Here is a 23,208-nt window from a genome sequence, read left to right on the forward strand (position 1 = left end):
CCAGATGAGTATATTAGATTTAACAGCCCTGGAACTGGGAAAAAAGATAAAGGCCGGAGAAATCACTTCTTTGCAGGCCACAGAAGCAGTGATAAAGCAGATCAAGGCAGTGGAAGAGCAGGTTCATTCTTATGTTACGTTAGACGAAGAAGGAGCCATGAAGCGTGCAAAAGAGGTTCAGGCCCAGATCGAGGCAGGAACACTGACAGGTCCACTGGCAGGTGTTCCGGCTGCTATTAAGGATAACATGTGTACTAAAGACATGCGCACTACCTGCAGCTCAAAGATCCTTGAAAATTTTGTGCCAACTTATACAGCAGAGGCTGTTTTAAACCTGGAAAAAGCAGGAGCCGTTATTCTTGGAAAGACCAATATGGATGAATTTGCAATGGGAAGCACCACAGAGACTTCCTATTACGGTGTGACCCGCAACCCATGGAATACAGAGCATGTACCTGGTGGTTCTTCAGGCGGCTCCTGTGCAGCTGTAGCAGCTAATGAGTGCTTTTATGCATTAGGTTCTGATACAGGCGGTTCTATCCGTCAGCCAAGTTCCTTCTGCGGCGTTACCGGCATTAAACCCACCTATGGAACTGTATCCCGTTATGGCCTCATCGCCTATGGTTCTTCCCTGGACCAGATCGGACCGGTTGCAAAGGACGTTTCCGATTGTGCAGCGATTCTGGAAGCGATTTCTTCCCATGATTTAAAAGACAGCATTTCCATGGTCCGTACAGACTGTGATTTTACCTCTGCATTAAAAGATGATGTAAAGGGAATGAAGATCGGTATCCCATCAAGCTATTTTGGTGAAGGACTGGATGAGGAAGTAAGGGCAGCCATTTTAAAGGCAGCAGATATTTTAAAGGAAAAAGGCGCTATTGTAGAAACCTTTGATTTAGGTTTGGTAGATTATGCTATTCCTGCTTATTACGTCATTGCTTCTGCAGAAGCAAGTTCCAACCTTTCACGTTTTGACGGCATAAAATATGGCTACCGCACCAAAGCATACGAGGGTCTTCACAACATGTATAAAAAGACACGTTCTGAAGGCTTCGGACCGGAAGTAAAGCGCCGTATCATGCTTGGCTCTTTCGTATTAAGCTCCGGTTATTATGACGCTTATTATTTAAAGGCCCTGCGTACCAAGGCTCTGATCAAGAAAGAATTTGATAAAGCTTTTGCAAAATATGACCTGATCCTGGCTCCTGCATCTCCTGATACAGCACCAAAGCTGGGAGCTTCCTTAAGTGATCCATTAAAAATGTATCTGGGTGATATTTATACGATTTCCGTTAATCTGGCTGGTCTTCCTGGAATGACCGTTCCATGCGGCATGGACTCTAAGGGTCTTCCGATTGGAATGCAGCTGATCGGTGACTGCTTTAAGGAAAAGAACATTATCCGCGCAGGATATGCATTTGAGTGTACCAGAAAATACGAAATGCCTAAGCTGGCAAAAGTATCTGACTGAGGAGGAGTAAGCCATGAGTAAACAGTATGAGACCGTCATCGGTCTGGAAGTCCATGTAGAACTGGCAACAAAGACGAAAATATTCTGCGGCTGCTCTACCGCTTTCGGAGGAGCGCCAAATACCCATACATGCCCGGTATGTACCGGTATGCCCGGTTCTCTGCCTGTATTAAATAAACAGGTGGTAGAATATGCCATGGCAGTAGGTCTGGCTGCAAACTGCCAGATCAACCAGTACTGCAAATTTGACCGTAAAAACTATTTTTATCCAGATAATCCACAGAACTACCAGATCTCACAGCTGTACCTGCCTATCTGTCACGATGGCTGGGTAGAGATCGAAACAGAGTCCGGCATAAAGAAAAAGGTCGGTATCCATGAGATCCACATGGAAGAGGATGCAGGAAAGCTGGTCCATGACGAGTGGGAAGACTGCTCCCTGGTAGATTACAACCGAAGCGGTGTACCGCTGATCGAGATCGTTTCTGAACCGGATATGAGAAGCGCAGAGGAAGTAATCGCATATCTGGAAAAACTTCGTCTGATCATCCAGTATCTGGGAGCTTCTGACTGTAAGCTTCAGGAAGGTTCCATGCGAGCTGACGTAAACATATCTGTCCGTGAAGTGGGAGCGTCGGAATTTGGCACCAGGACTGAGATGAAGAATATCAACTCTTTTAAGGCTATTGCACATGCCATTGAAGGGGAAACAAGACGCCAGATCGAGCTGATCGAAGACGGCAGGAAGGTCATCCAGGAAACAAGACGCTGGGATGATAATAAAGAAAGCTCAAAGGCTATGCGTTCTAAGGAAGATGCCCAGGATTACCGCTATTTCCCGGATCCGGACCTGACACCGGTGGTGATCAGTGATGAGTGGATCGCAAGGATCAGGGCAGCACAGCCAGAACTTCGTACCGAGAAAATGGTCCGTTATATCAGCGAATTTGACCTGCCTCAGTATGATGCACAGATCCTTACAAATTCCAAGCATGTGGCAGATGTATTTGAGGAGACAGTAAAGCTTTGTGGAAAGCCAAAAGAGGCATCCAACTGGCTGATGGTAGAAGCTATGCGCCTGCTGAAAGAACATGAAATGGATCCGGATGATATGGGCTTTTCACCTGCAAATCTGGCAAAGCTGATCCAGATGGTAGCAGCTGGCGAGATCAACCGTACCGTGGCGAAGACTGTATTTGAAGAGATCTTTGAGCATAATGTGGATCCGGCTGTTTATGTAGAAGAAAAGGGCTTAAAGGTAGTAAATGATGAAGGTGCTTTAAAGGCCACCATTGAAGGCATTCTGGCGGCAAATCCGCAGTCCGTAGCCGATTATAAGGGCGGAAAAGAAAAAGCCATGGGCTTTTTGGTAGGACAGACTATGAAGGCTATGAAGGGAAAGGCAGACCCTGGAATGGTAAATAAGCTGTTAAAGGAGCTGTTAGCGCAGTAAAAACTGAAAATCAGTTTGCACAGTCAAATTCCCCGGTTTACCGGGGAATTTACTGAGCTATAAGTAAAAATATATGCGGTGTATTTAAACATAAGCAAAGCTTTTGACTTCATAAGGAAATTTTGTGTTGACGGAATAAATACTTTGGTGTATATTTTATAGCAATGAAAGAAAATGTGTTTATGGCACTGACATATGTCTGTCTTAAGAACACATATAGAGGAGGAAATTATGAAGCCGTATGCAGAGATGACCAAAGAAGAACTGGTAGCCCTTCGCAAAGACCTGAAGGCAAAGTATCACGATTTTCAGACAAAAGATCTGAGACTGGATATGTCCAGAGGTAAGCCAAGCGCAGATCAGCTGGATCTGTCCATGGGCATGATGGACGTGCTCAGCAGTGATGATGACCTGACCTGTGAAGATGGTACAGACTGCCGTAACTACGGAGTGCTTACCGGTATTGATGAAGCAAAGGAACTTCTGGCAGATATGATGGAGGTTAATCCTTCTACCATTATCATTTATGGAAACTCCAGCTTAAATGTTATGTATGATACGGTTTCAAGAGCCATGACACATGGTATCATGGGAAATACCCCATGGTGCAAGCTGGATAAGGTAAAATTCCTTTGCCCGGTTCCGGGATATGACCGTCACTTTGGTATTACCCAGTATTTCGGTATTGAGATGATCAATGTTCCTATGACTCCGGAAGGTCCTGATATGGATATGATAGAAGAGCTGGTAGCTAATGATGCTTCTATTAAGGGTATCTGGTGTGTACCGAAGTATTCCAATCCACAGGGGTATTCCTATTCTGACGAAACAGTACGCCGCTTTGCAAGACTGGAACCGGCTGCTCCTGATTTTCGTATTTTCTGGGATAATGCATATGGCATCCATCACCTGTATGACCATGACCAGGATCATCTGATCGAGATCCTTGCAGAGTGCAAAAGAGCAGGAAATCCTGATCTGGTTTACAAGTTTGCATCTACTTCCAAGATCAGCTTCCCAGGTTCCGGTATCGCAGCCATCGCTACCTCCCACAACAACCTGGAAGACATCAAGGCTCAGTTAAAGCACCAGACCATTGGCCATGACAAGGTAAATCAGCTGCGTCATGTACGTTTCTTTAAGGACATCCATGGAATGGTAGAGCATATGAGAAAGCATGCAGACATCATCCGTCCGAAGTTTGAAGCTGTAGAAGAGATCCTGGAAAGAGAGCTGGGCGGTCTTGGTATTGGCGAGTGGACCAAGCCAAAGGGCGGCTACTTTATTGCTTTTGATTCCTTAGATGGCTGTGCAAAAGATATTGTAGCAAAATGCAAGAAAGCAGGCGTTGTTATGACCTCTGCCGGAGCAACCTACCCATACGGAAAAGATCCTCATGACAGCAATATCCGTATTGCCCCGACTTATCCACCTCTGGGCGACCTGATCGTGGCTACAGAGCTGTTTGCATTGTGCGTAAAGCTTTCCAGCGTTGAGAAGCTGTTAAAGGGAATGGAGTAAACCTAGTACATCGTTTTCAAAATAACTATACCACTCACTTGTCTGCGGATCTGATTGCACAGGCCTAAAAGCCTCAGCGTAGCCCGCTACGCCTGCGTTTTTAGACCTGCACACTCAAATCCGCATCCTACGTGATTAGTACAGTTATTTACGAAACGATGTACTAGTTATCTATTGATTTTTAATCAGTATTTTGGTCTAGTTTTACTAGAGATATAGTATACTATATCGGGTGGGCTAACACCTGATCATTCAGGTAGAGATACTGGGAGAATGATTCAATCCGAAAGGTAGATCAGACGAATGAGCTGATGGTTGGCGGACAACGAAAAAATTAGCCATAAAGAAGAGAGTACATTTACGCTGCGGTGTATCGGCCCTCTTCTTTATTTTTTTTATGGTGGGGCATGATAAACATATGAATATGTGGCTAAAAAAGTTCCGCTAAATAAATTTAATTTTCCAGAAAACTTAAAAAATAAGATAAGTTTAGAAGAATATCGGTCAAAATAAGGGCAGTATTCCAGAATGAAAAACTCCACAATTTCTGTCTCTCTATTTTGGGAACATTTCCCGCGTTCATTTGCTATAATAATCTTAAATAAAATAAGAGATGAAAGAGAGGCAGACCATTATGAATAAAGAAATGTTAGAAGCAATGAAAAACAGAAGATCCATCCGCAGTTACAGAAAAGATCTTATGATACAGGAAGATGTACTTCAGGAGATATTAAAGACTGCTACCTATGCGCCTACAGGTGGAGGAAGACAGTCCCCAGTGATCATTGCGATCAAGGATAAAGAAATGCGGGATCATATTTCAAAGCTGAATGCCCAGATCATGGGAGACAAAGACGCAGATCCATTTTATGGAGCTCCTGTGATCGCCCTTGTTTTAGCAGATGGCAGCCGTAGCACCTGGGTAGAAGATGGGACCAATGTGCTCTGTTATCTGATGCTTGCAGCAAAAGCCTGTGGTGTTTCCAGTGTCTGGGTACACAGAGAAAAAGAGATTTTTGAAAGTGAAGAAGGAAAGAAACTTTTAAAACAGTGGGGACTTTCTGAAAATTTAAAAGGTGTAGGTGCGGTTGCTCTTGGATATAATACAGGCGAGGAGCCCCAGGCAGCTCCCCGCAAAGAGGATTATATCTTGGAAATTTAATCAGCCTGACCTGATGACTATTAAAATCTGACTTTCACTTTATACAGATATATTGCCGCCTCCAGCAGGAAATGATCTTTCCTGTCATGGAGGTCTTTTTTTGTGATCTCCTGTATATTTTTGATCCGGTAGGCGATGGTGTTATAATGTGTAAACATTTCTTCTGATATTCTTTTTACATTTCCGGCGTATTCAAAATAATAATCCAGTGTTTTTATAAGATCCGAATGCTTTTGATGGTCATTTTCAATCAATGGCCCTAGTATTTCCTGTACAAACTGGCTGGTTTCTTTTTCCGGGTCAGCAGCATAGAGAAGGCGCAGAAGACCAAGATCTTCAAAACCAAAGACAGTCTGTTCATTGATCATTGCGGTACGCAGGGCAGTACGGGCCTCCGTGTCACTTTGGATGATCCCGCGGATGCCGGGATGAGGACGGCCGCATCCTGCACACAGATGCAGATCCGGATATTCAAGGGACAGAGAGGATATAAGCTTTGGAACATGGCGGGCCAGCTGTTCTAACTCAGAACTGGCGGCAGGGGCATTTAACAGGATCAGATAATCATCAGAAGCGGGAACGATCCGTACGTCCAGTCCCAATTTGGAAAAAACAGACCGTATATTGCCCATAAGAAGGGTATGCTGGAAGTTTTTCCTGTACTGGTTTTTCTCTTCCGGATTCTGGGTCTTTAAACGCAGGATCAGGTGGTCATCAGAAAGGTTCAGATGGAATTCATCTGCCCGGGTCTGTTCTAACTGGTGGTCTACGATCGGATCTGACAGAAGATGGAGCAGGAAGCTGGCAAAAAGAGAATCACCCCGTTCCCGGATGCTCTGCTCCCTTGTGATCTCTAAGGGGATCGCAGACAGAACCTGGGATAAAAGCTCTGGTGAAAGGGCCGGTGACTGAGCCGGATCATAAATATAGAGACAGCCATAGGAATGTTCACCCAGAGTCAGATCATGAGAAACGGACATGTGGATAAACTGATTGATCATCTGGGTCTCAGAGTCAGCCTTAAAAATGGAACGGTCTTCTTCCTTCAGACAGATACTGTGACGGCTGTTTACGCTGTCTACAATCAGGATACTGCCGCCAGTCAGTTTTGAGATCATAGAAGCTATTTCATCCAGATCAGCACCTTCTGTAATAGTCTGTGTCAGCATCTGGTTTACAGAAAGGGTATTCTGCAAAAGAGCAGTCCTTCGCCTTGTAAGCTCATTGGAAAGTACCTTGGTAATATGGGAAAACTGCATATCAGGTGGAAGGACGATAAGAGGAAAATCTGCTTTATCTGCCTGTTCTATCATAAAAGCAGGAACCACATTGTTTAAATACTGGGAAGGTTTGATACAGAATGCAGCCATCTGATTGCGTACCAGGTTTGGGATATACGCAGCCAGGGCAGCCGGATCTTTGTAAACGGAAAAGCAGGTGGAGATCATCAGTTCACCAGGAGAAATCCACTGTGCATAGTCCGGATTGTCGCTGAGGTTGATACCGGAAACAATACGGTCAAGTCCCCCTTTGCCGGCAGCAACGTAGCTGGTGGAAAAAATAGGAAGTTTTAAAAGTTCCTCTACAGTTGGGTAATAGGATTCTTCAATATAATTTATCATAACGTACACCCCCGAAAAATATGATCTGCAACGCTTACCAAAATTATAGAATTTTTATTGTGAACAGTCAACATAGAAAATGAGAAAAACGGTGATTATAATATAAAACATAACAAAGATAAACGCAAACAATAAAAACGGCTTTGTTGATATTCATTAAATGATGGAAAGGAAGAGATCAAGGTGAAGGTACAGATCAGGATATGCAGACATCTGTATAACATGCTGAAAGAAGCACCTGTAAAGGGAATGTTACATTCCTGTTTTCGCAGTTCCATGAATATGGTGTGCCAGTATGGAATGATCACATTTCTTGCAAAAGGAAAAAGCCTTCAGCCTTTTTCTATCTGTCTTGAATGGAACGGAGATTTTAAATTAATAGAAGAAATGCTCCGTTTGAGAGGAACAGAGCTGCAGTTAAGTGATCAGGGACTCTGGATCGGGAATTTTCAGTTATTTGAATTTGAAATAACCCAGATTCTGGATCTAAAAAAAAGTCAGACAGAAACCTTAAAGCCCGGAGCAGCAAACTTTATCCGCAGTTTCCTGGAACATCAGGAAGATAAAGGAATCCATAGGCTGATCGAAGGCAGAAAAGAGGAAGTGTTTTCCTCATTTCTGGCTCCAAGGATTGAGGCTTTCCGCCAGGCAGTCCAGGAAGGAAACATGGGATCTGCGGTGCTCACAGCAGAACAGATGGCCGGATGCGGGCCGGGACTTACGCCTTCGTCTGATGATTTCCTTTGCGGATATGTGGCATCTTGGCCGGATGAAAAACCATGGAAGGGCTTTTTAAAAGAGATTACAAATGCAGCAGCGTTAAAAACCAATGATATCAGCGGATCTTTGTTGAAACATGCAGGAGAAAATATGTTTTCAGAAGATATTTTACAGCTTTTAAAAGGATTTGAAAGCTGTGATCCGGCACTGATACGTACAGCATTAAAGCGGGTATCCAGTTTTGGAAGCAGCTCAGGCTGTGATTTTCTCACCGGCATGTATTATGGTGTAATCGACAGTAATAAGATGGGAGGAAACAGATGTGGTAAAGCTTGAAGTCAGAAAAAATACCTATTATGATTCTGTAACACTGATGATCATATCCAAGGATGTGAAAAATCTGCCAGGTATTACAGAAGCTCTTGTAGGTATGGGAACCGATCTGAACAGGGAGATCGCAGGAAACCTGGGACTGGATACGGAAGGATTTGAAGAAGTAACAGCCAATGATTTCTTTGTGGCAGCAAAATGCGATGATGAAGATTGCTTTAAAAAGGCAGTAGAGAAGGTAGATGAACTGCTGAATAAGAAAGCAGAAAAGAGTAAGGCAGAATATTTCCCGCCTACACTGGATGGAGCAGTAAAAGTAGAAAAAAATCTGAATATGGCAGTGATCTCTGTTCCGGGACGTTTTGCAGCAGATGTGGCAAAGGATTGTCTGGATCGTGATATCAACGTAATGCTTTTCAGTGATAATGTGACCATCGAGGAAGAAAAAGCACTGAAAGAATATGCAGTTTCAAAAGAACTTCTGATGATGGGACCTGACTGTGGCACAGCAGTGATCAATCATGTGCCTCTTGCATTTGCAAATGTGATCAAGCCAGGAAAGATCGGTCTTGTATGTGCTTCCGGTACAGGCGCACAGGAAGTTTCAACCATTATTGATCAGTTAGGAGAAGGTGTTTCCCAGCTGCTTGGTACAGGCGGAAGAGACTTAAAGGCAGAGATCGGCGGTATCATGATGAAGCAGTGTCTGAACGCCCTGATCGAAGATCCAAAAACAGAGATCATCGTACTGGTATCCAAACCTCCGGCAAAAGAGGTAGAGGACCAGATCTTAAAGATCGCAGCAGAAGCCGGAAAACCGGTCGTTGTATGTTTCATTGGCGGTGACAATGAAAAGATCAGAAAAGCAGGTCTTTATGCAGCCGTTTCCCTGGAAGATGCAGCCCACAAGGCTGTGGCACTGGCTAAAGGAGGAGAAGTTACCGATTTTGAAGAATTTTCCATGGGAAAGGATCAGGCTGAAAAGCTGGCGGCGGAAGAACGTGCTGGAATGATCCAGGGACAGAAATATGTAAGAGGCCTTTATACAGGCGGAACCATCTGCGATGAGGCAATGAAGCTTCTGATCGGAAGCATGGAGCATATTTATTCCAATATTCCTTTAAGCCCTGAGGACAAGCTGGAAAATGCAAGAAATGGCCGTTCAAAGGAAAATACTTTCCTTGATTTTGGAGATGATGAGTTTACAGTAGGACGTCCTCATCCAATGATCGATCCATCTTTAAGAGCAGAACGTGTAGTTGAGGAAGCAAGAGATCCTGAAACAGCGGTGATCTTAGTTGACTGTGTGATCGGATATGGATCTCATGAAGATCCGGCAAAGGATCTGTCTGATGCCATCCGTAAAGCGAAAGATCTGGCAGCCAAAGAAGGACGTTATCTGTCAGTAGTAGCCACTGTATGTGGTACAGAAGGCGATCCACAGAGCCGTACCGCTACTTCCCTTCAGTTAGCAGGAGCAGGTGCGATCGTACTTCCCTCTAATGCACAGGCAGCAAGATTTGTACAGCTGATCACAGAAAATCTGTAAAGAGGAGGTGGAAGAAAATGAGCAAAGTAAATGAATTATTTGAAAAAGAATTATGTGTGGTAAATTTCGGAATTGAATCTTTTTATCAGGACCTGAAAAAGCAGAATGTAAAGGCAGTCCATGTAGCATGGAAGCCGGTAGCAGGAGGAGATAAAAAGATCGCCGGTTACTTAAAACAGTTAAAGGATCCAAAGCTGGCAGAAAAGATCGAAGCTGCCAATAAAGAGGCATTAAGAAGGATTCTTGCAGCACAGCCTGCTTTAGTTGGAATGTCTACTGCCGGAGAAGCGATCCCGGGCATGACAAAAACCACCATTCTCCATGCAGGACCTCCTGTAAAGTGGGAAAATATGTGCGGTCCTATGAAAGGCGCTGTTATGGGTGGCCTGATCTATGAAGGACTGGCAAAAGACTTAAAAGAAGCAGAAGAACTGGCAGCAAGCGGAAAGATCACCTTTGATTCCTGCCACCATCACAATGCAGTTGGCCCTATGGCTGGTATTATTACATATTCTATGCCGGTATGGCATGTGGTCAACAAAACCTTTGGAAATGATGCGTACTGCACCATGAATGAAGGTCTTGGAAAGGTACTGCGTTTTGGTGCCTGCGATGAGGAAGTATTTGACCGTTTAAGAAAAATGGAAAAGGTTTATTATCCGGTTCTGAAAGAAGCATTGGAGATCCATGGAGAGATCGATATGAAGGTTATGATCGCCCAGGCTCTTCAGATGGGAGATGAGGGACATAACCGTAACAAAGCAGGAACCTCTTTATTTATCCGTGAGATCCTTGCTGATGTGTACAAGACCCATTTTTCACTGGAACAGCAGCAGGAAGCCATTGGATTTATCAATGGAAATGACCATGCATTCCTGAATCTGTCCATGCCGTCCTGTAAGGCAACTATGGATCCTACACTGGGTATCCCGTACAGCACCATTGTTTCAACTATGTGTAGAAATGGTGTTGAGTTTGGTATCCGCATTTCAGGACTGGGAGCAGATCAGTGGTTTACCGCTCCTTCTGAGTATATCCGTGGCTTATATTTCCCAGGATATTCTGAGGCAGATGCAAACCCGGATATCGGCGACAGCTGTATTACGGAAACAACGGGTATCGGCGGTTTCTGTATGGCAGCATCACCGGCCATTGTACAGTTCGTCGGCGGCCAGGTACAGGATGCTATTAATTATTCATCCCAGATGTATGAGATCACAGAGGGAGAAGGAAATGCTTATAAGATCCCGGTACTGGATTTCAGGGGAAGTGCAACAGGAATCGATATTGTAAAGGTTCTGGAAACAGGTATCCGTCCTATCATCAACACAGGTATCGCTCACAAGGATTATGGTGTAGGACAGATCGGAGCCGGTCTTGTAAATCCGCCGGAAGGCTGCTTTACTAAGGCAATTGAAGCTTGTGCGAAAGCATGGGAACAGTAAAAATCAACAATTAAATAAAAATATTTATATATAATCAAGGAGGATTTATAATTATGAGTAAATGGTCTGACATCAAAATGTACGATTTAAGTATCCCGATCGGAATCAGCACACCACCGTGGCCAACTTATGAACCACTGCAGGTAAAATATTTTAAGCGTCTGGCTCCAAATGGTGCTAACGGACAGCTGGTAACACATTCCAACCATGTGGGAACCCATCTGGATGGTCCACGCCACTTTGATACAGCCGGAAGAGATATTGCAGCCTTAGAGCTTACCAAGCTTTGTGCTCCTGGCGTAGTAGTAGACCTTTCTGATATGGCAGAAGATTTTGGTATTTATACACCAGAAGACATTGAAAAGAGAGTAGAAGTACGTGAAGGAGATATCCTGATCATCAATACAGGTTATCATAAGTATGGATTTGACCAGCCGACAGCAGATGAGCGCCGCTACATGCTGCGTCATCCGGGACCATCTCTTGATTTTATCAAGTGGGTACGTGAAAAGAAGATCAAATGGCTGGGTGTAGACTGCGGTTCTGCTGACCATCCAATGAATACAAAGATCCGCGACTGGGAGCCAATGGAAGCTGAGAAGTGCGATGCTATCTTCCGTGAGAAGTATGGCAAGTCCTTAAATGAGGTTTATCCATGGCCAGAGCATTATCAGGCAATGCATTTAGAGCTGTTTGGCCAGCCTTATGAGGCGATCCATGCAGAATGTATGGGCGGTGAGATTGATAAGCTGTCTAACAAGCGAGTTGTAATTGGCTGCTTCCCATGGAAGTTCCAGGACGGTGAAAGCTGTATCAGCCGTATTGTGGCATTTGATGGTTTTGAGGATGTATAAAAAGTAAATCAGGCAGCAGGCAGAGGGCTTTGAAGTTTAAAGCCCTCTGAAGAAAAGGAGAAGCTATATGGGGATAACACTTTATAAGAATGCCGACTGGATCCTTACTGTAAATGAAAAACGGGAAAAATTCCGTCATGGAGATCTGCTGATCTCCGGAAAAGAGATCCTGGACGTAGGAAATGATCTGGAGAAAAAATATGCAGGTAAATTACAGATTGATAAAACCATAGATGCTAAGGGAACTGTGATCCTTCCTGGATTTGTAAATGTCCATCATCATACCTGGCAGTCACTGATCCGCAATATACAGGCAACAAGAGGTCTGAAACTGGAACCATGGCTTACTGTTATGTATGAGATCTACAAAGATCTGAATACAGATGTAGCCCGTGCAGGTGTTTATTCCGGACTGGGCGATATGCTGAAAACAGGCTGTACCACATCCAATGACCTGTGGTATCCACATCCTGTGGGAGTAAAGTATCTGGTTGATGCAGAGATCCAGGCAGCTGCAGAGATAGGCATCCGTTTCCATCCTACCAGAGGATTCCACTCTGTACCAAGCGATATTGTACCGCCGGAAGTGGTAGATACCAAGGAAAGTGTCACAGAAGATACCATCAGGCTGGTGAAAAAGTATCATGACCGTTCCCGCTTTTCTATGTGTCAGGTGGGAATTGCGCCAAGTATCGCACAGTATGAGACAGAAGATATCATAGAGGCTGTTGTAGATCTTGCAGAAGAATATGACATTATGGTCCATGGTCATCTTGCAGAAAGTCAGCATGAAGTAGAATATACACTTAAGACATGGGGCTGCCGTCCTTTTGAATGGTTTAAGAGACACAGACTTCTTGGAAAGAGATTCTATTTTGCACATTGTATCCACTTAAATGAAGAAGAGATTGAACAGATGGCTGAAACAGAAACAGGCGTAGCACACTGCCCGATCTCCAATATGCTTTTAAGCTCAGGTGCATGCCCGGTACCTTCTTATTTAAAACATGGTCTTACAAGGATCGGACTGGGAGTGGACGGAGCTGCAAGCAGTAATTCTTCCAATATGTTGGAAGAGATCCGGTGTGCATATCTGTTAAACCGTCTGACCTGGGGAGATCAGGCAGCGACACCAGATGATTATCTGTATATGGCAACAGCTGGAGGTGCAAAAGTCCTTGGAAGAGATGATATTGGTTATCTTGCACCAGGAATGGCTGCTGATTTTACAGTTATGGATTGGAACCAGCTTACCTATGCAGGCGGCTGCTATGATCCGGTGGCATGTATTGTAGAAAGTGGAGATCCGCGTCTTGTAAAAGATGTAGTGGTAAATGGGGAATTAGTTGTATCATCAGGAAAACTTACGAAAGTAAACGAAGAAGAAAAACGGGATTATGTAAATCAGGTAGGTAAAGACTTACTGACAAGAGCTTCTGTTCGAATTGGCAGTTTAAAAGAAGATATCGGCTAAAAGATTATGAGAGCATAGACATAAAAAAATCAGGAGGGTTACATATGCTGGATATTAAGATTACAAATGCGAAAACAAGAAAAACAGGAAAAGAACTGGTGGAGATCGGAATTGAAAACGGAAAGATCACAGCCATTGCGTCATCTGTAGAAGGTGAAGCAAAACAGATCATTGATGCAAAAGGCAAGCTGGTAACAGAATCCTTTGTAAACGGCCATCTTCATCTGTGCAAGGTATATACATTGGAAATGGCAGGTCAGGACGCTTTAAAGGAATACAATGATAATAACATGGGCGGAGCAATGACCTCTATTGAAAGAGCCGCTGATTTTAAGGCATGCTATGATGAAAAATGGATCATTGAAAATGTGCGCAAGGCTTGTGATCTGGCTGTTAAATATGGTAACACTCATATCCGTGCATTTGCTGATGTAGACAGCAAAGCAAGACTGGAAGGCGTGAAAGGTGTTATCAGGGGAAGAGAGGAATATAAGGACCGTCTGGATATCCAGGTAGTTGCATTCCCACAGGATGGTGTTGCAAGAGAACCAGGCGCAAAGGAACTGATCAAAGATGCCCTGGATCTTGGCGCAGATGTAGTAGGCGGCATCCCGTGGATCGAGTTTACAGAGAAAGAAGAACTGGATCATGTAAATTCCATGTGTGATTATGCAAAGGAATACAATAAAGACATTTCCATGCTATTAGATGATGTAGGTGATGCAGAAGAGAGAACTCTTGAAATGTTATGCAAGAAAGTGATTGAAATGGGATGGCAGGGAAGAGCTACGGCACAGCATTGCCGTGCAATGGAACTGTATCCTGAAAATTACTTCAGAAAGCTGGTTTCTCTTTTAAAGAAAGCACAGATCGGTGTTGTATCAGATCCTCATACAGGCCCTCTCCATGCAAGAGTAAAAGATCTGTTAAAAGCAGGTGTTCCAGTTGCATTGGGACAGGATGATATTGCAGATGCATATTACCCATATGGCGAGTGCAATATGCTTCAGGTGGCCTTTCTTGCCAGCCATCTGCTCCATATGGTCAGCTTCGATGACATGGAACTGCTTTATGACATGATAACTACTACTGCAGCAAAAGTTCTTGGCATCAAGGATCATGAGCTGAAAGTTGGCGGAAATGCCGATCTGGTAGTCCTGGAGGATGAAGATGTATATCATGCCATTTGGCATCATACAGCCCCTGCTTATGTAATTAAGAGTGGTGTGGATATTACTGCAAAGTAGATTCCACGGAAAGGGGATGCAGATGAACAATAAAAAAGGAAATTTTGCGGAACTTGCTTATGTAATGGGAATGATCCTGTGCCCTTTAGGTGTCTGCCTGTCAGCAAAAAGCGGTTTTGGTGTATCAATGGTAGTTGCTCCTGCGTATGTACTGTATCTTAGGATTTCAGAAACACTGCCGTGGTTTACATTTGGAAAATCTGAGTACATATTCCAGGGACTACTACTGATCGTATTAGGAATTGCAGTAAGACGGTTTAAATGGAAATATTTGTTATCGTTTGTTACAGCGTTTCTTTACGGAAATATCCTGGATCTCTGGTATGATGTTTTGGGAGCAGAACAGTATACAGTGTTCTGGCAGAGGGGAATGTCCTGCGTTTTAGGAACAGTGATCACTTCGCTGGCGATCGCATTTTTCCTGAGGACCTACCTCCCACAGGAAGCCTATGAAATGTTTGTAAAAGATATTTCAGATACATTTCATAAAGATACAACAAAGGTTAAATGGATATTTGATTTTACAGCTCTTTGCATTGCAGTGATCCTTATGCTTGTATTATTCCGCCGTTTTGCTTTTGATATGGTAGGTTTTAATACAGTTCTTGCAACCATCGTAAATGCTCCGCTGATTGGTATTTTTGGAAAAATACTGGATCGTGCCGGAAGTTTTGATTCTTCATTTCCACAATTCTATGAAAAGTTCCAGAGTATTATGAATTAAATCCAAAAGAGCTGCCCCATATTGGTGGCAGCTCTGCTTATAAAGCAGTGGAAGAAAAGTTTTGAGGTGAAAAAATTGAAAAAGTTGTTTGATACACTGGTAGATGGAAGTGTAGCTCTGATCAGCCGCTTTTTACCGGATGCATACATTCTGGTCCTGCTTTTAACGGTAATACTGTTCATAGCAGCCATTCCTGTTACCGGTATTGCTCCTGCAGAAGGGATCACAGTGCTCGACCGTCTGATAGATCTTGTATATAAAGGCTGGTATGGTGGTTTCTGGAATCTTTTAGGATTTGGAATGCAGATGGTGCTGATCGTAGTGACAGGAACCATGTTTGCCAATACAGAGCCAGTGCATAAGATCATTGTAAAGATCGCATCTGTACCTAAAACACCAAAGCAGGCTCTTATCCTGGTATCAGCAGTAGGTATGGTGGCATATTTTCTTCAGTGGGGCGCAGCATTGATCGTATGTGCAGTGCTGGCCCAGGAAGTGGCAAAAAAGGTAAAAGGGATCCATTATCCATTGCTTGTGGCAGCTGCCTATGTAGGAAATGCGTTCTGCCTGGTGGGAATATCCGGCACCATCGCCTTAAATGTAGCCGGTGGCTGGAATTTTGAAGGCGTATGGAGTACAACAGGTATTCCTTTCAGGGAAACGGTATTTGCACCTTATAATCTGTTTATCTATGTGGTTGGTGCCATTGTTCTATGCCTGCTGATCACTGCCATGCATCCATCTCCTGAAAAGACGAAAACAGTGGATCCGTCTATATTTAATGAAGTATCTGCAGCAAAAGTTTATAAATCCCCCAGTGAAATGACTCCTGCAGAAAAGCTGGAAACATCCGTACTTTTAAACGGAGCCATTACATGTATTGGATTTTTCTGTGTGATCTGGAGTTTTGTAGACTCTCTTTATATTAAAAAGCAGTCTTTTTCACTTTCTATTAATCAGGTTAATATGATCTTCTTGTTTGCCTCCATTGCGATGTATAAAACACCTGTACGTACAGTAGAAGCAGTGAAAAAATCTCTTGGCGGAGCAGTAGGAGTGGTTCTGCAGATGCCCTTTTATGCGGGTATTGCAGGACTGATCAGTTATAACGGTGGTTCTACAGGTGTTTCTATTGCACAGGTGATCGCTGGATTTTTTGTACATATTTCCAATGCACAGACATTTCCACTGTTTACCTGCCTCAGTGCAGTGATCGTAAAGCTGTTTGTGCCAAGCGGCGGGGCACAGTGGGCGGTCCAGGGTCCCATTGTAATGCAGGCAGTGCAGAGTTTTATGCCTGCAGTGTCGGAAGGAAAAGCGGCAATGGCTCTTTCCTGGGGAAATTCCTGCTGCAACTTGTTGCAGCCGTTCTGGCTGATTCCGGTGCTGGAAGTAGCGAAGTTAAAGGTAAGAGATGTAATGGGATATTGTGTGATCTGTCTGATCGCCCTTTTGGTGATCATATCAGCCGGTCTGCTGTTTTTATAATGAATTAAAAAGAGGTAGTTTTTGACACTACCATACAAATAGAGGAGAAAATAATTATGGGAAAACGAATTGTAATTGCACTGGGCGGAAACGCTCTTGGAAAAACGATCTCAGAGCAGGCAGAAGTTGTAAAAGGAACTGCAAAGGCGATTGCAGGCCTGATCCTTGCAGGACATCAGGTTGTTATTTCACATGGGAATGGACCTCAGGTGGGAATGATCCAGAAGTCGATGACAGCTTTGCATAAGCAGGATCCCGAACATTATGAACTTTGCCCATTATCTGTGTGTACAGCAATGAGTCAGGGATATATTGGTCTGGATCTTCAGAGAGCTTTAAGAAATGAACTGGAAAGATCCGGGATCCGTAAACCTATTACTACCATTCTTACCCAGGTTCAGGTGGATCCGGAAGATGAGGCATATAAAAAGCCTTCTAAACCCATCGGAGCCTATGTAACAGAGGCGGAAGCAGAGATTCTGAGAAAAGAAAGAGGTTTTGTGTTTGCACAGGACGCTGGCAGAGGAATCCGCCGCGTAGTTCCTTCACCAAAGCCTGTGGCTATCCTTGAAATGGAGTCTATCCGTGGAATGGTGGAAGAAGGCCAGATCGTGATCGCTTGCGGAGGCGGCGGTGTTCCTGTAGTAAAGAACGAAAACGGAGACTATATTGGCACGGAAGCGATCATAGATAAAGATTTTGCATCTGAAAAACTGGCAGAAGAGCTGGAGGCAGATTATCTGATCATTCTTACAGCAGTAGAAAAAGTGGCGATCGGCTATGGTACACCAAGAGAAAAGTGGCTGGATCATATGAGTGTGAAAGAAGCAGAATTTTATATAGAGGAAGGACAGTTTGCTCCAGGTTCCATGCTTCCAAAGGTAGAGGCAGCAGTTGCTTTTGCAAAATCTGGCAAAGGAAGAAAAGCACTGATTACGTTGCTTGAAAAAGCAGAAGATGGAATTGAAGGAAAAACAGGAACAGAAATAGAATTGGTTTAAAAACTAAGATAAAGATTGAAAAATTAAGAATGAGAATAGGAAGTGGTTTTATGTATGACCCAGAACAGGCGGTATTTGAAGAACAGCCAGAATCTAACATTGAAATTGCATACGGAATAGAAGATGTTCCAAAACCATTGTGGAAAGCGATCCTTTTTGCACTTCAGATCACATTAGTGGATTTCACACCTTTTATGTGGGCAGCCGGTTTTGCTTCTTTAGCCGGGATCGATCAACCTGATTTTGTACCTACTTTGCTTTGTGCCTGCTTTTTCTGCATGGGTATATGCACTTTTCTTCAGACAACGGTAGGAAACAGGCTTCCTATTGTGCAAGGTTCATCTTCTGCTTTGATGTCTTCCATGGGTAATATAGCAGGTGTTTATGGCCTTCCTGCTGTATGGGGCGCATCCTTTATAGGAGGTCTGATCCAGACAGTACTTGGAGTGACCAAAACAGTCAGTAAAGTAAGAAAATTTCTTCCACCGGTAGTGGTTGGTTCTGTAGTAACTGCAATTGGCTTTGTAGCAGCAAGGATTGCAGTCCAGTGGACATTTTCCAAACAGGAACCGTTGTATCTGATCCTGGCACTGATTTCATTTTTACTGGCACTTGTACTTAAATTTAAAACAAAAGGAATCATTTCCCAGGGATTTATACTTGTTACAGTTGTGATCGTAGGAGTAGTGGTATCATCTTTTCTGGGGATTTTTGACTGGGAAGCAGTTCACGCAGCCCCATGGCTGAGAATCCCGCGTCTTTTCCCATTTACAGGTATGAAAGGACAGCCAAGTGGTGCGATCACCATTATAGCGGCAGCTGTTATCGGTGGTTTTAGTGGATATATGGGAGCTATTTTTGAGTCTGTAGGAGATTATGCTGCAACCTGTGCAGCCTGTGATGAGGTGTACAGAGTAAAGCATATTGATAAGGGAATCATGGCCAGTGGCCTTGGCTGTATGATCACAGCTCTTTTTGGAGGCCTGCCATGTACATCTTATACACAGAATATAGGTATCGTGGCAGCTACCGGTGTAGCTTCCAGACGTGTGACCCAGTTTGCAGGGGGACTCTTCCAACTTTATGGTTTCTGTCCTAAAATGGCATATATCCTGGCAGGTATCCCTAAACCGGTTATCGGAGCTGTTTTTCTAATCTCAGCGGCTTCCATCATGTTTTCTGGGATCGATTCCATTGTATCATCTCCAAGAACATTGAGAAATACGCTGGTAGCCGGAATTACCCTTACTTTAGCAGTTATGCTTCCATATCAGTGTACTTCTACTTATAAAGAGTGGGCAGATGGACTTTCGCCATTTTTAAATATGCTTTGTACTTCACCGGTATTTATTGCAGTACTGTGTGGTGTGGGATTAAATGTATTGTTGAATATTGTTTTAAAAGAATCATAAGAATATCCTTTGATCAAATAAGGGCTGCGGTTTTGAATCGCAGCCCTTAAAAAATTTCTTATTCAATTCCAGATCTTCAGATCTTTTATGAATTTCTATGAATTAGAAATCAACTTCCTCATCATAGTAGCAGCACTTAAGCAGCTTAGCCATCAGATCTGGGTTGATGCTTCTTGGGTTGGAGCCGGTGCAGGCATCGCCTACTGCCAGTTCTGCAACCTTAGGCAGTTTCTCCATGAATTCTTTCTCATCGATGATTCCGCCTTCATAGTACTTGATGCAGGTAGGAATATCCAGATCCTTGTTCATCTCGCGGATCCTTGCGATCAGAGCATCTACCAGTTCTTCATCAGTATTTCCCGGCAGGTTGATGAACTTAGCGATCTTAGCATATCTTGCAGCTGCTTCAGGTTCTTTTGCGTTGTATTTGATAACCTTTGGCAGGTACATTGCGTTAGCACATCCATGAACAATATGTCCGCCAGAGTAAGCAGCACCGGTCTTGTGTGCCATAGAGTGAACGATACCTAATAATGCGTTAGAGAATGCCATACCAGCTAAGCACTGTGCGTCATGCATTTTAGCACGGGCATCCAGATCGCCATTGTAGGAAGCAACCAGATATTCGTTGATCAGTTCGATTGCATGGAGTGCTAATGGATCGGTGTATTCGCAGTGCAGTGTGGAAACATAAGCCTCGATAGCATGAGTCATAGCATCCATACCAGTATGTGCGGTCAGCTTCTTAGGCATAGTAGCTGCTAAAGCCGGGTCAACGATAGCAACATCTGGTGTGATGTTGAAGTCAGCCAGAGGATATTTGATTCCCTTAGCATAATCTGTGATTACAGAGAATGCAGTAACTTCGGTAGCTGTACCGGAGGTAGAGGAGATAGCACAGAATTTAGCTTTTGTACGCAGTGTTGGGAAGCTGAATGGTGTGATCAGGTCTTCGAACTTGGTATCAGGATACTCATAGAATACCCACATAGCCTTTGCAGCATCGATTGGTGAACCACCACCTACAGCTACGATCCAGTCAGGTTTGAATTCCTGCATAGCTTTTGCACCCTTCATAACGGTCTCTACAGAAGGATCTGGCTCAACGCCTTCAAATAACTGAACTTCCATTCCTGCTTCTTTTAAGTAAGCTTCTACTTTATCCAGGAAACCGAAACGCTTCATGGAGCCGCCGCCTACAACAACAATGGCTTTCTTGCCAGGCAGTGTCTTTAAGGACTCCAGTGCATCTTTTCCATGGTATAAATCTCTTGGTAATGTGAATCTCATAATTATGACCTCCTAAAAATATAGTTGTGTGATTGACTATATGTATCTGTTCGTTATTTCTTTAACAGCTATATAGTAGCACATTGATAAAAGTTTGACTAGATGCAAAAATGGAATAATGGTATTCCTGTAAGTATATCACTGGTTAATGAGAAGAAAATTGTGAAATGTGAATAAAAATAGAAAGCAGAAAGAAAAAAATACTCAGTAACAGAAAAATAAACGAAAAAATGGCCAGCTCTGTTACTGAGAATATTGTTATTTTCAAGACGATATTTTAAGACCTGATGAAAATGGTCTTACAAAACAGAGCAGCCAGTTAGTCAGACAGCTGGCTGATAGTGCGGTCCAGCCACTGGGTCAGTTCTGTTTCTGCTTTGGACAGGCGGTAGTTGCTGCGACAGACTAAAAGATCCTTGAATACATTATCCGGGCGGGTACATTCTCTCTGGATCAGTTTTGCTTCTGTAAGGGTGCTGTACGGAACAGGAGAAGTCCACATATAGGCACCTGGAAGATGGCGGAGAAATTCATACTGGCTGCCCCGGTCATAAATATAAATGGTATGGCGGGGATCACTGTCCGGAAGGACACAGTCAGTATTTTCCGGGGTAAAAGAAGGATACTGGATATCTCCCTGAAGCAGTTCTACGGACTGGGAAAAATCAAGGTGGTCTAAAGGCTCCTTTCCTGCAAGAGGATGCGAGGGGGACATAAGTACCTTAGGAGAGAACTGCCATAAGACCTTGCTGTCCAAATGTTCATCCTGTATCATTTTAAGGAAAAATGGTTCGTAAAGTACCTGACAGCGGACAATGCCTAAGTCAAATTCTTTGGAAGAGACCAGACGGACCACGTCCTTGGAGTTCGTTTCTTTATAGCGCACATTGGTCGTAAAAAGCCGGTCATCTTCTTTTAAAAAATTCTTTAAAGTGCTGGATATATAAGAAGCACGGGGTCCGCAAAGACGAATTTCACGGGGACATTCCTTATTTCTGGAGCAGAGCTTGTCTAACTGAGCTTCCTGTTCCATGATCCCTTTTGCGTAGCGCAGGAATTCTTCTCCACGGACAGTAGGGATCATTCCCCTGCTGGTACGGTCAAAGATGGGACATCCAAGATCACGCTCCAGTTCACGGATGATCTTGCTTAAATGGGGCTGGTTCATATAATAGTTCTGGGCTGCTTTTGTAATAGAACCGGTTTTTTCTACTTCTACAGCGTATTTTAAATAGGAAAGATTCATATGGGATCTCCTGTAACTCATTTTCATTTACAAGTATATACTAAATCCCTGTTCTTTTCAAAGTCTTTCTGGTTATGTTGACAGTAAAACTGTCATAGTGATAAAATGATTACTGTTCATGCGTTGCGTGACAAAATTTGGAATGTGCTTATGGAAAAAAGAGATAATAAATATATGAAAAAACGAAATTGCATCCTGCTTACAGTTCTTTGTCTGGTGTTGTCATTAACAGGCTGTACAGAGAAGACAAAAGAGCCCATAAATAAAATGGATTTTCTGCTGAATACCTTTGTCAGTGTTACCTTGTATGATACAGACAAAGAAGAGATATTAGATGGTGCTCTGGATGTGTGCAGGGAATATGAAAATGTTTTAAGTACCACCATCGACACAAGTGAGATCTACCAGATGAACCACAGAAAGCCGGGCGAAAGACAGTTTACAGTTTCTGATAAAACTGCGGAGGTTTTAAAGAAGGGACTGGAGTATTGTGAAATGTCCGGCGGGGCCTTTGATATTACGATTGAGCCTTTAAGCAGTCTCTGGGACTTTGCAGGGGCAGATCCAGCAGTGCCGGAAAGCACAGCTATCCAGGCGGCTCTTGAAAAAGTAGGTTATAAGAAAGTCTTATTAGAAGGAAATACAGTTACTTTTGCAGATGATGATACAGCGATTGATCTGGGAGCCATTGCAAAGGGGTATATTGCAGACCGGATCAAAGATTATTTAACAGAACAGGGGGTAAAAAGTGCTATTATCAACCTGGGAGGCAATGTAGTCTGTGTAGGTGAAAAAACAGACGGAAAGCCTTTTAAGATCGGTCTTCAGAAACCTTTTGCAGACCGTACGGAAACAGTAGCAGCTTTGGATATCAATGACTTATCTGTTGTATCCTCTGGGGTGTATGAACGGCATTTTATCCAGGATGGGGTGAATTATCATCACATTTTAGACCCGCATACAGGCTATCCTTATGAAAATGGCCTTACCCAGGTGACGATCATTTCAAAACTTTCTGTGGATGGAGACGGATTGAGCACATCCTGCTTTGCTTTAGGTCTGGAAAATGGAATGAAACTGGCTGATTCACTGGATGGTGTATATGCAGTGTTCATCACAGAAGATGGGGAACTGCATTATTCAGAAGGGACACAGGAGTTTCTAAGTTCTGATTAAGGAAGGATAACTGGCAGGAT

18 protein-coding genes are annotated in these 23,208 nt (G+C 43.5%); 15 read left to right on the plus strand and 3 right to left on the minus strand.

All coding sequences use genetic code 11. The features are described 5' to 3' along the window. Positions 1-4: 4 nt before the first annotated feature. The 4 genes from gatA (at position 5) to OGM16_09895 (ending at position 5,610) form a co-directional block, all read left to right on the plus strand. Entirely contained in the window at positions 5-1,474 is a 1,470-nt protein-coding gene (gatA, locus tag OGM16_09880; GenBank protein UYJ45144.1) for an Asp-tRNA(Asn)/Glu-tRNA(Gln) amidotransferase subunit GatA, read from the plus strand. 13 nt (positions 1,475-1,487) lie between these two features. Beyond that, positions 1,488-2,927, plus strand: a complete 1,440-nt coding sequence (gatB, locus tag OGM16_09885; protein UYJ45145.1) for an Asp-tRNA(Asn)/Glu-tRNA(Gln) amidotransferase subunit GatB — start codon at positions 1,488-1,490, stop codon at positions 2,925-2,927. A 231-nt stretch (positions 2,928-3,158) separates the two neighbouring features. Further along, positions 3,159-4,448 (plus strand): aminotransferase, encoded by a 1,290-nt coding sequence (locus OGM16_09890; protein ID UYJ45146.1) that lies wholly within the window; start codon positions 3,159-3,161, stop codon positions 4,446-4,448. Positions 4,449-5,082: 634 nt separating this feature from the next. Beyond that, positions 5,083-5,610 (plus strand): nitroreductase family protein, encoded by a 528-nt coding sequence (locus tag OGM16_09895; protein UYJ45147.1) that lies wholly within the window; start codon positions 5,083-5,085, stop codon positions 5,608-5,610. A 20-nt stretch (positions 5,611-5,630) separates the two neighbouring features. Here OGM16_09895 and OGM16_09900 read toward each other — a convergent pair whose 3' ends face one another. Then, on the minus strand, positions 5,631-7,232 hold the full coding sequence (locus OGM16_09900) for a PucR family transcriptional regulator ligand-binding domain-containing protein (GenBank protein ID UYJ45148.1): 1,602 nt from the start codon (positions 7,230-7,232) through the stop codon (positions 5,631-5,633). Positions 7,233-7,415: 183 nt separating this feature from the next. On the opposite strand from OGM16_09900, the gene OGM16_09905 reads away from it, so the two are divergent. The 10 genes from OGM16_09905 to OGM16_09950 all read left to right on the plus strand — a co-directional run bounded on the left by OGM16_09905 (position 7,416) and on the right by OGM16_09950 (position 19,476). Then, the gene (locus tag OGM16_09905) at positions 7,416-8,288 is read left to right on the plus strand and encodes a DUF2877 domain-containing protein (GenBank protein ID UYJ45149.1); all 873 of its coding nucleotides are present in this window, start codon (positions 7,416-7,418) and stop codon (positions 8,286-8,288) included. After that, positions 8,275-9,831 (plus strand): acyl-CoA synthetase FdrA, encoded by a 1,557-nt coding sequence (gene fdrA, locus OGM16_09910; protein ID UYJ45150.1) that lies wholly within the window; start codon positions 8,275-8,277, stop codon positions 9,829-9,831. The genes OGM16_09905 and fdrA overlap by 14 nt, the downstream gene beginning before the upstream one ends. Positions 9,832-9,848: 17 nt before the next feature. Then, complete coding sequence (locus OGM16_09915) at positions 9,849-11,276, plus strand: DUF1116 domain-containing protein (GenBank protein ID UYJ45151.1); 1,428 nt, start codon at positions 9,849-9,851, stop codon at positions 11,274-11,276. 53 nt (positions 11,277-11,329) lie between these two features. Further along, positions 11,330-12,130 (plus strand): cyclase family protein, encoded by an 801-nt coding sequence (locus OGM16_09920; protein UYJ45152.1) that lies wholly within the window; start codon positions 11,330-11,332, stop codon positions 12,128-12,130. A gap of 67 nt (positions 12,131-12,197) precedes the next feature. Beyond that, entirely contained in the window at positions 12,198-13,604 is a 1,407-nt protein-coding gene (locus OGM16_09925; protein UYJ45153.1) for an amidohydrolase family protein, read from the plus strand. Between the two features lie 44 nt (positions 13,605-13,648). Continuing rightward, complete coding sequence (locus OGM16_09930) at positions 13,649-14,851, plus strand: amidohydrolase family protein (GenBank protein ID UYJ45154.1); 1,203 nt, start codon at positions 13,649-13,651, stop codon at positions 14,849-14,851. Positions 14,852-14,873: 22 nt separating this feature from the next. Continuing rightward, positions 14,874-15,575, plus strand: coding sequence for a DUF6198 family protein (locus OGM16_09935; GenBank protein ID UYJ45155.1), 702 nt, complete (start codon positions 14,874-14,876; stop codon positions 15,573-15,575). A 75-nt stretch (positions 15,576-15,650) separates the two neighbouring features. Next, on the plus strand, positions 15,651-17,063 hold the full coding sequence (locus OGM16_09940) for a TIGR00366 family protein (protein ID UYJ45156.1): 1,413 nt from the start codon (positions 15,651-15,653) through the stop codon (positions 17,061-17,063). Between the two features lie 56 nt (positions 17,064-17,119). Then, positions 17,120-18,064, plus strand: coding sequence for a carbamate kinase (gene arcC, locus OGM16_09945; GenBank protein UYJ45157.1), 945 nt, complete (start codon positions 17,120-17,122; stop codon positions 18,062-18,064). Between the two features lie 50 nt (positions 18,065-18,114). Next, on the plus strand, positions 18,115-19,476 hold the full coding sequence (locus tag OGM16_09950) for a xanthine permease (GenBank protein ID UYJ45158.1): 1,362 nt from the start codon (positions 18,115-18,117) through the stop codon (positions 19,474-19,476). A 102-nt stretch (positions 19,477-19,578) separates the two neighbouring features. Here the strand turns inward: OGM16_09950 and OGM16_09955 are convergent, their stop codons facing one another. Then, on the minus strand, positions 19,579-20,769 hold the full coding sequence (locus tag OGM16_09955) for an iron-containing alcohol dehydrogenase (protein ID UYJ48434.1): 1,191 nt from the start codon (positions 20,767-20,769) through the stop codon (positions 19,579-19,581). A gap of 316 nt (positions 20,770-21,085) precedes the next feature. Continuing rightward, positions 21,086-22,012: a LysR family transcriptional regulator gene (locus OGM16_09960; GenBank protein UYJ45159.1), complete on the minus strand. Its 927-nt coding sequence runs from the start codon at positions 22,010-22,012 to the stop codon at positions 21,086-21,088. A gap of 174 nt (positions 22,013-22,186) precedes the next feature. Here OGM16_09960 and OGM16_09965 point away from each other — a divergent pair, with 174 nt between their 5' ends. Continuing rightward, the gene (locus OGM16_09965) at positions 22,187-23,188 is read left to right on the plus strand and encodes an FAD:protein FMN transferase (protein ID UYJ45160.1); all 1,002 of its coding nucleotides are present in this window, start codon (positions 22,187-22,189) and stop codon (positions 23,186-23,188) included. The last annotated feature ends 20 nt before the right edge of the window (positions 23,189-23,208 follow it).

It is taken from the genome of Lachnospiraceae bacterium (assembly GCA_025758065.1).
In the GTDB taxonomy this organism is placed as follows: domain Bacteria; phylum Bacillota; class Clostridia; order Lachnospirales; family Lachnospiraceae; genus Enterocloster.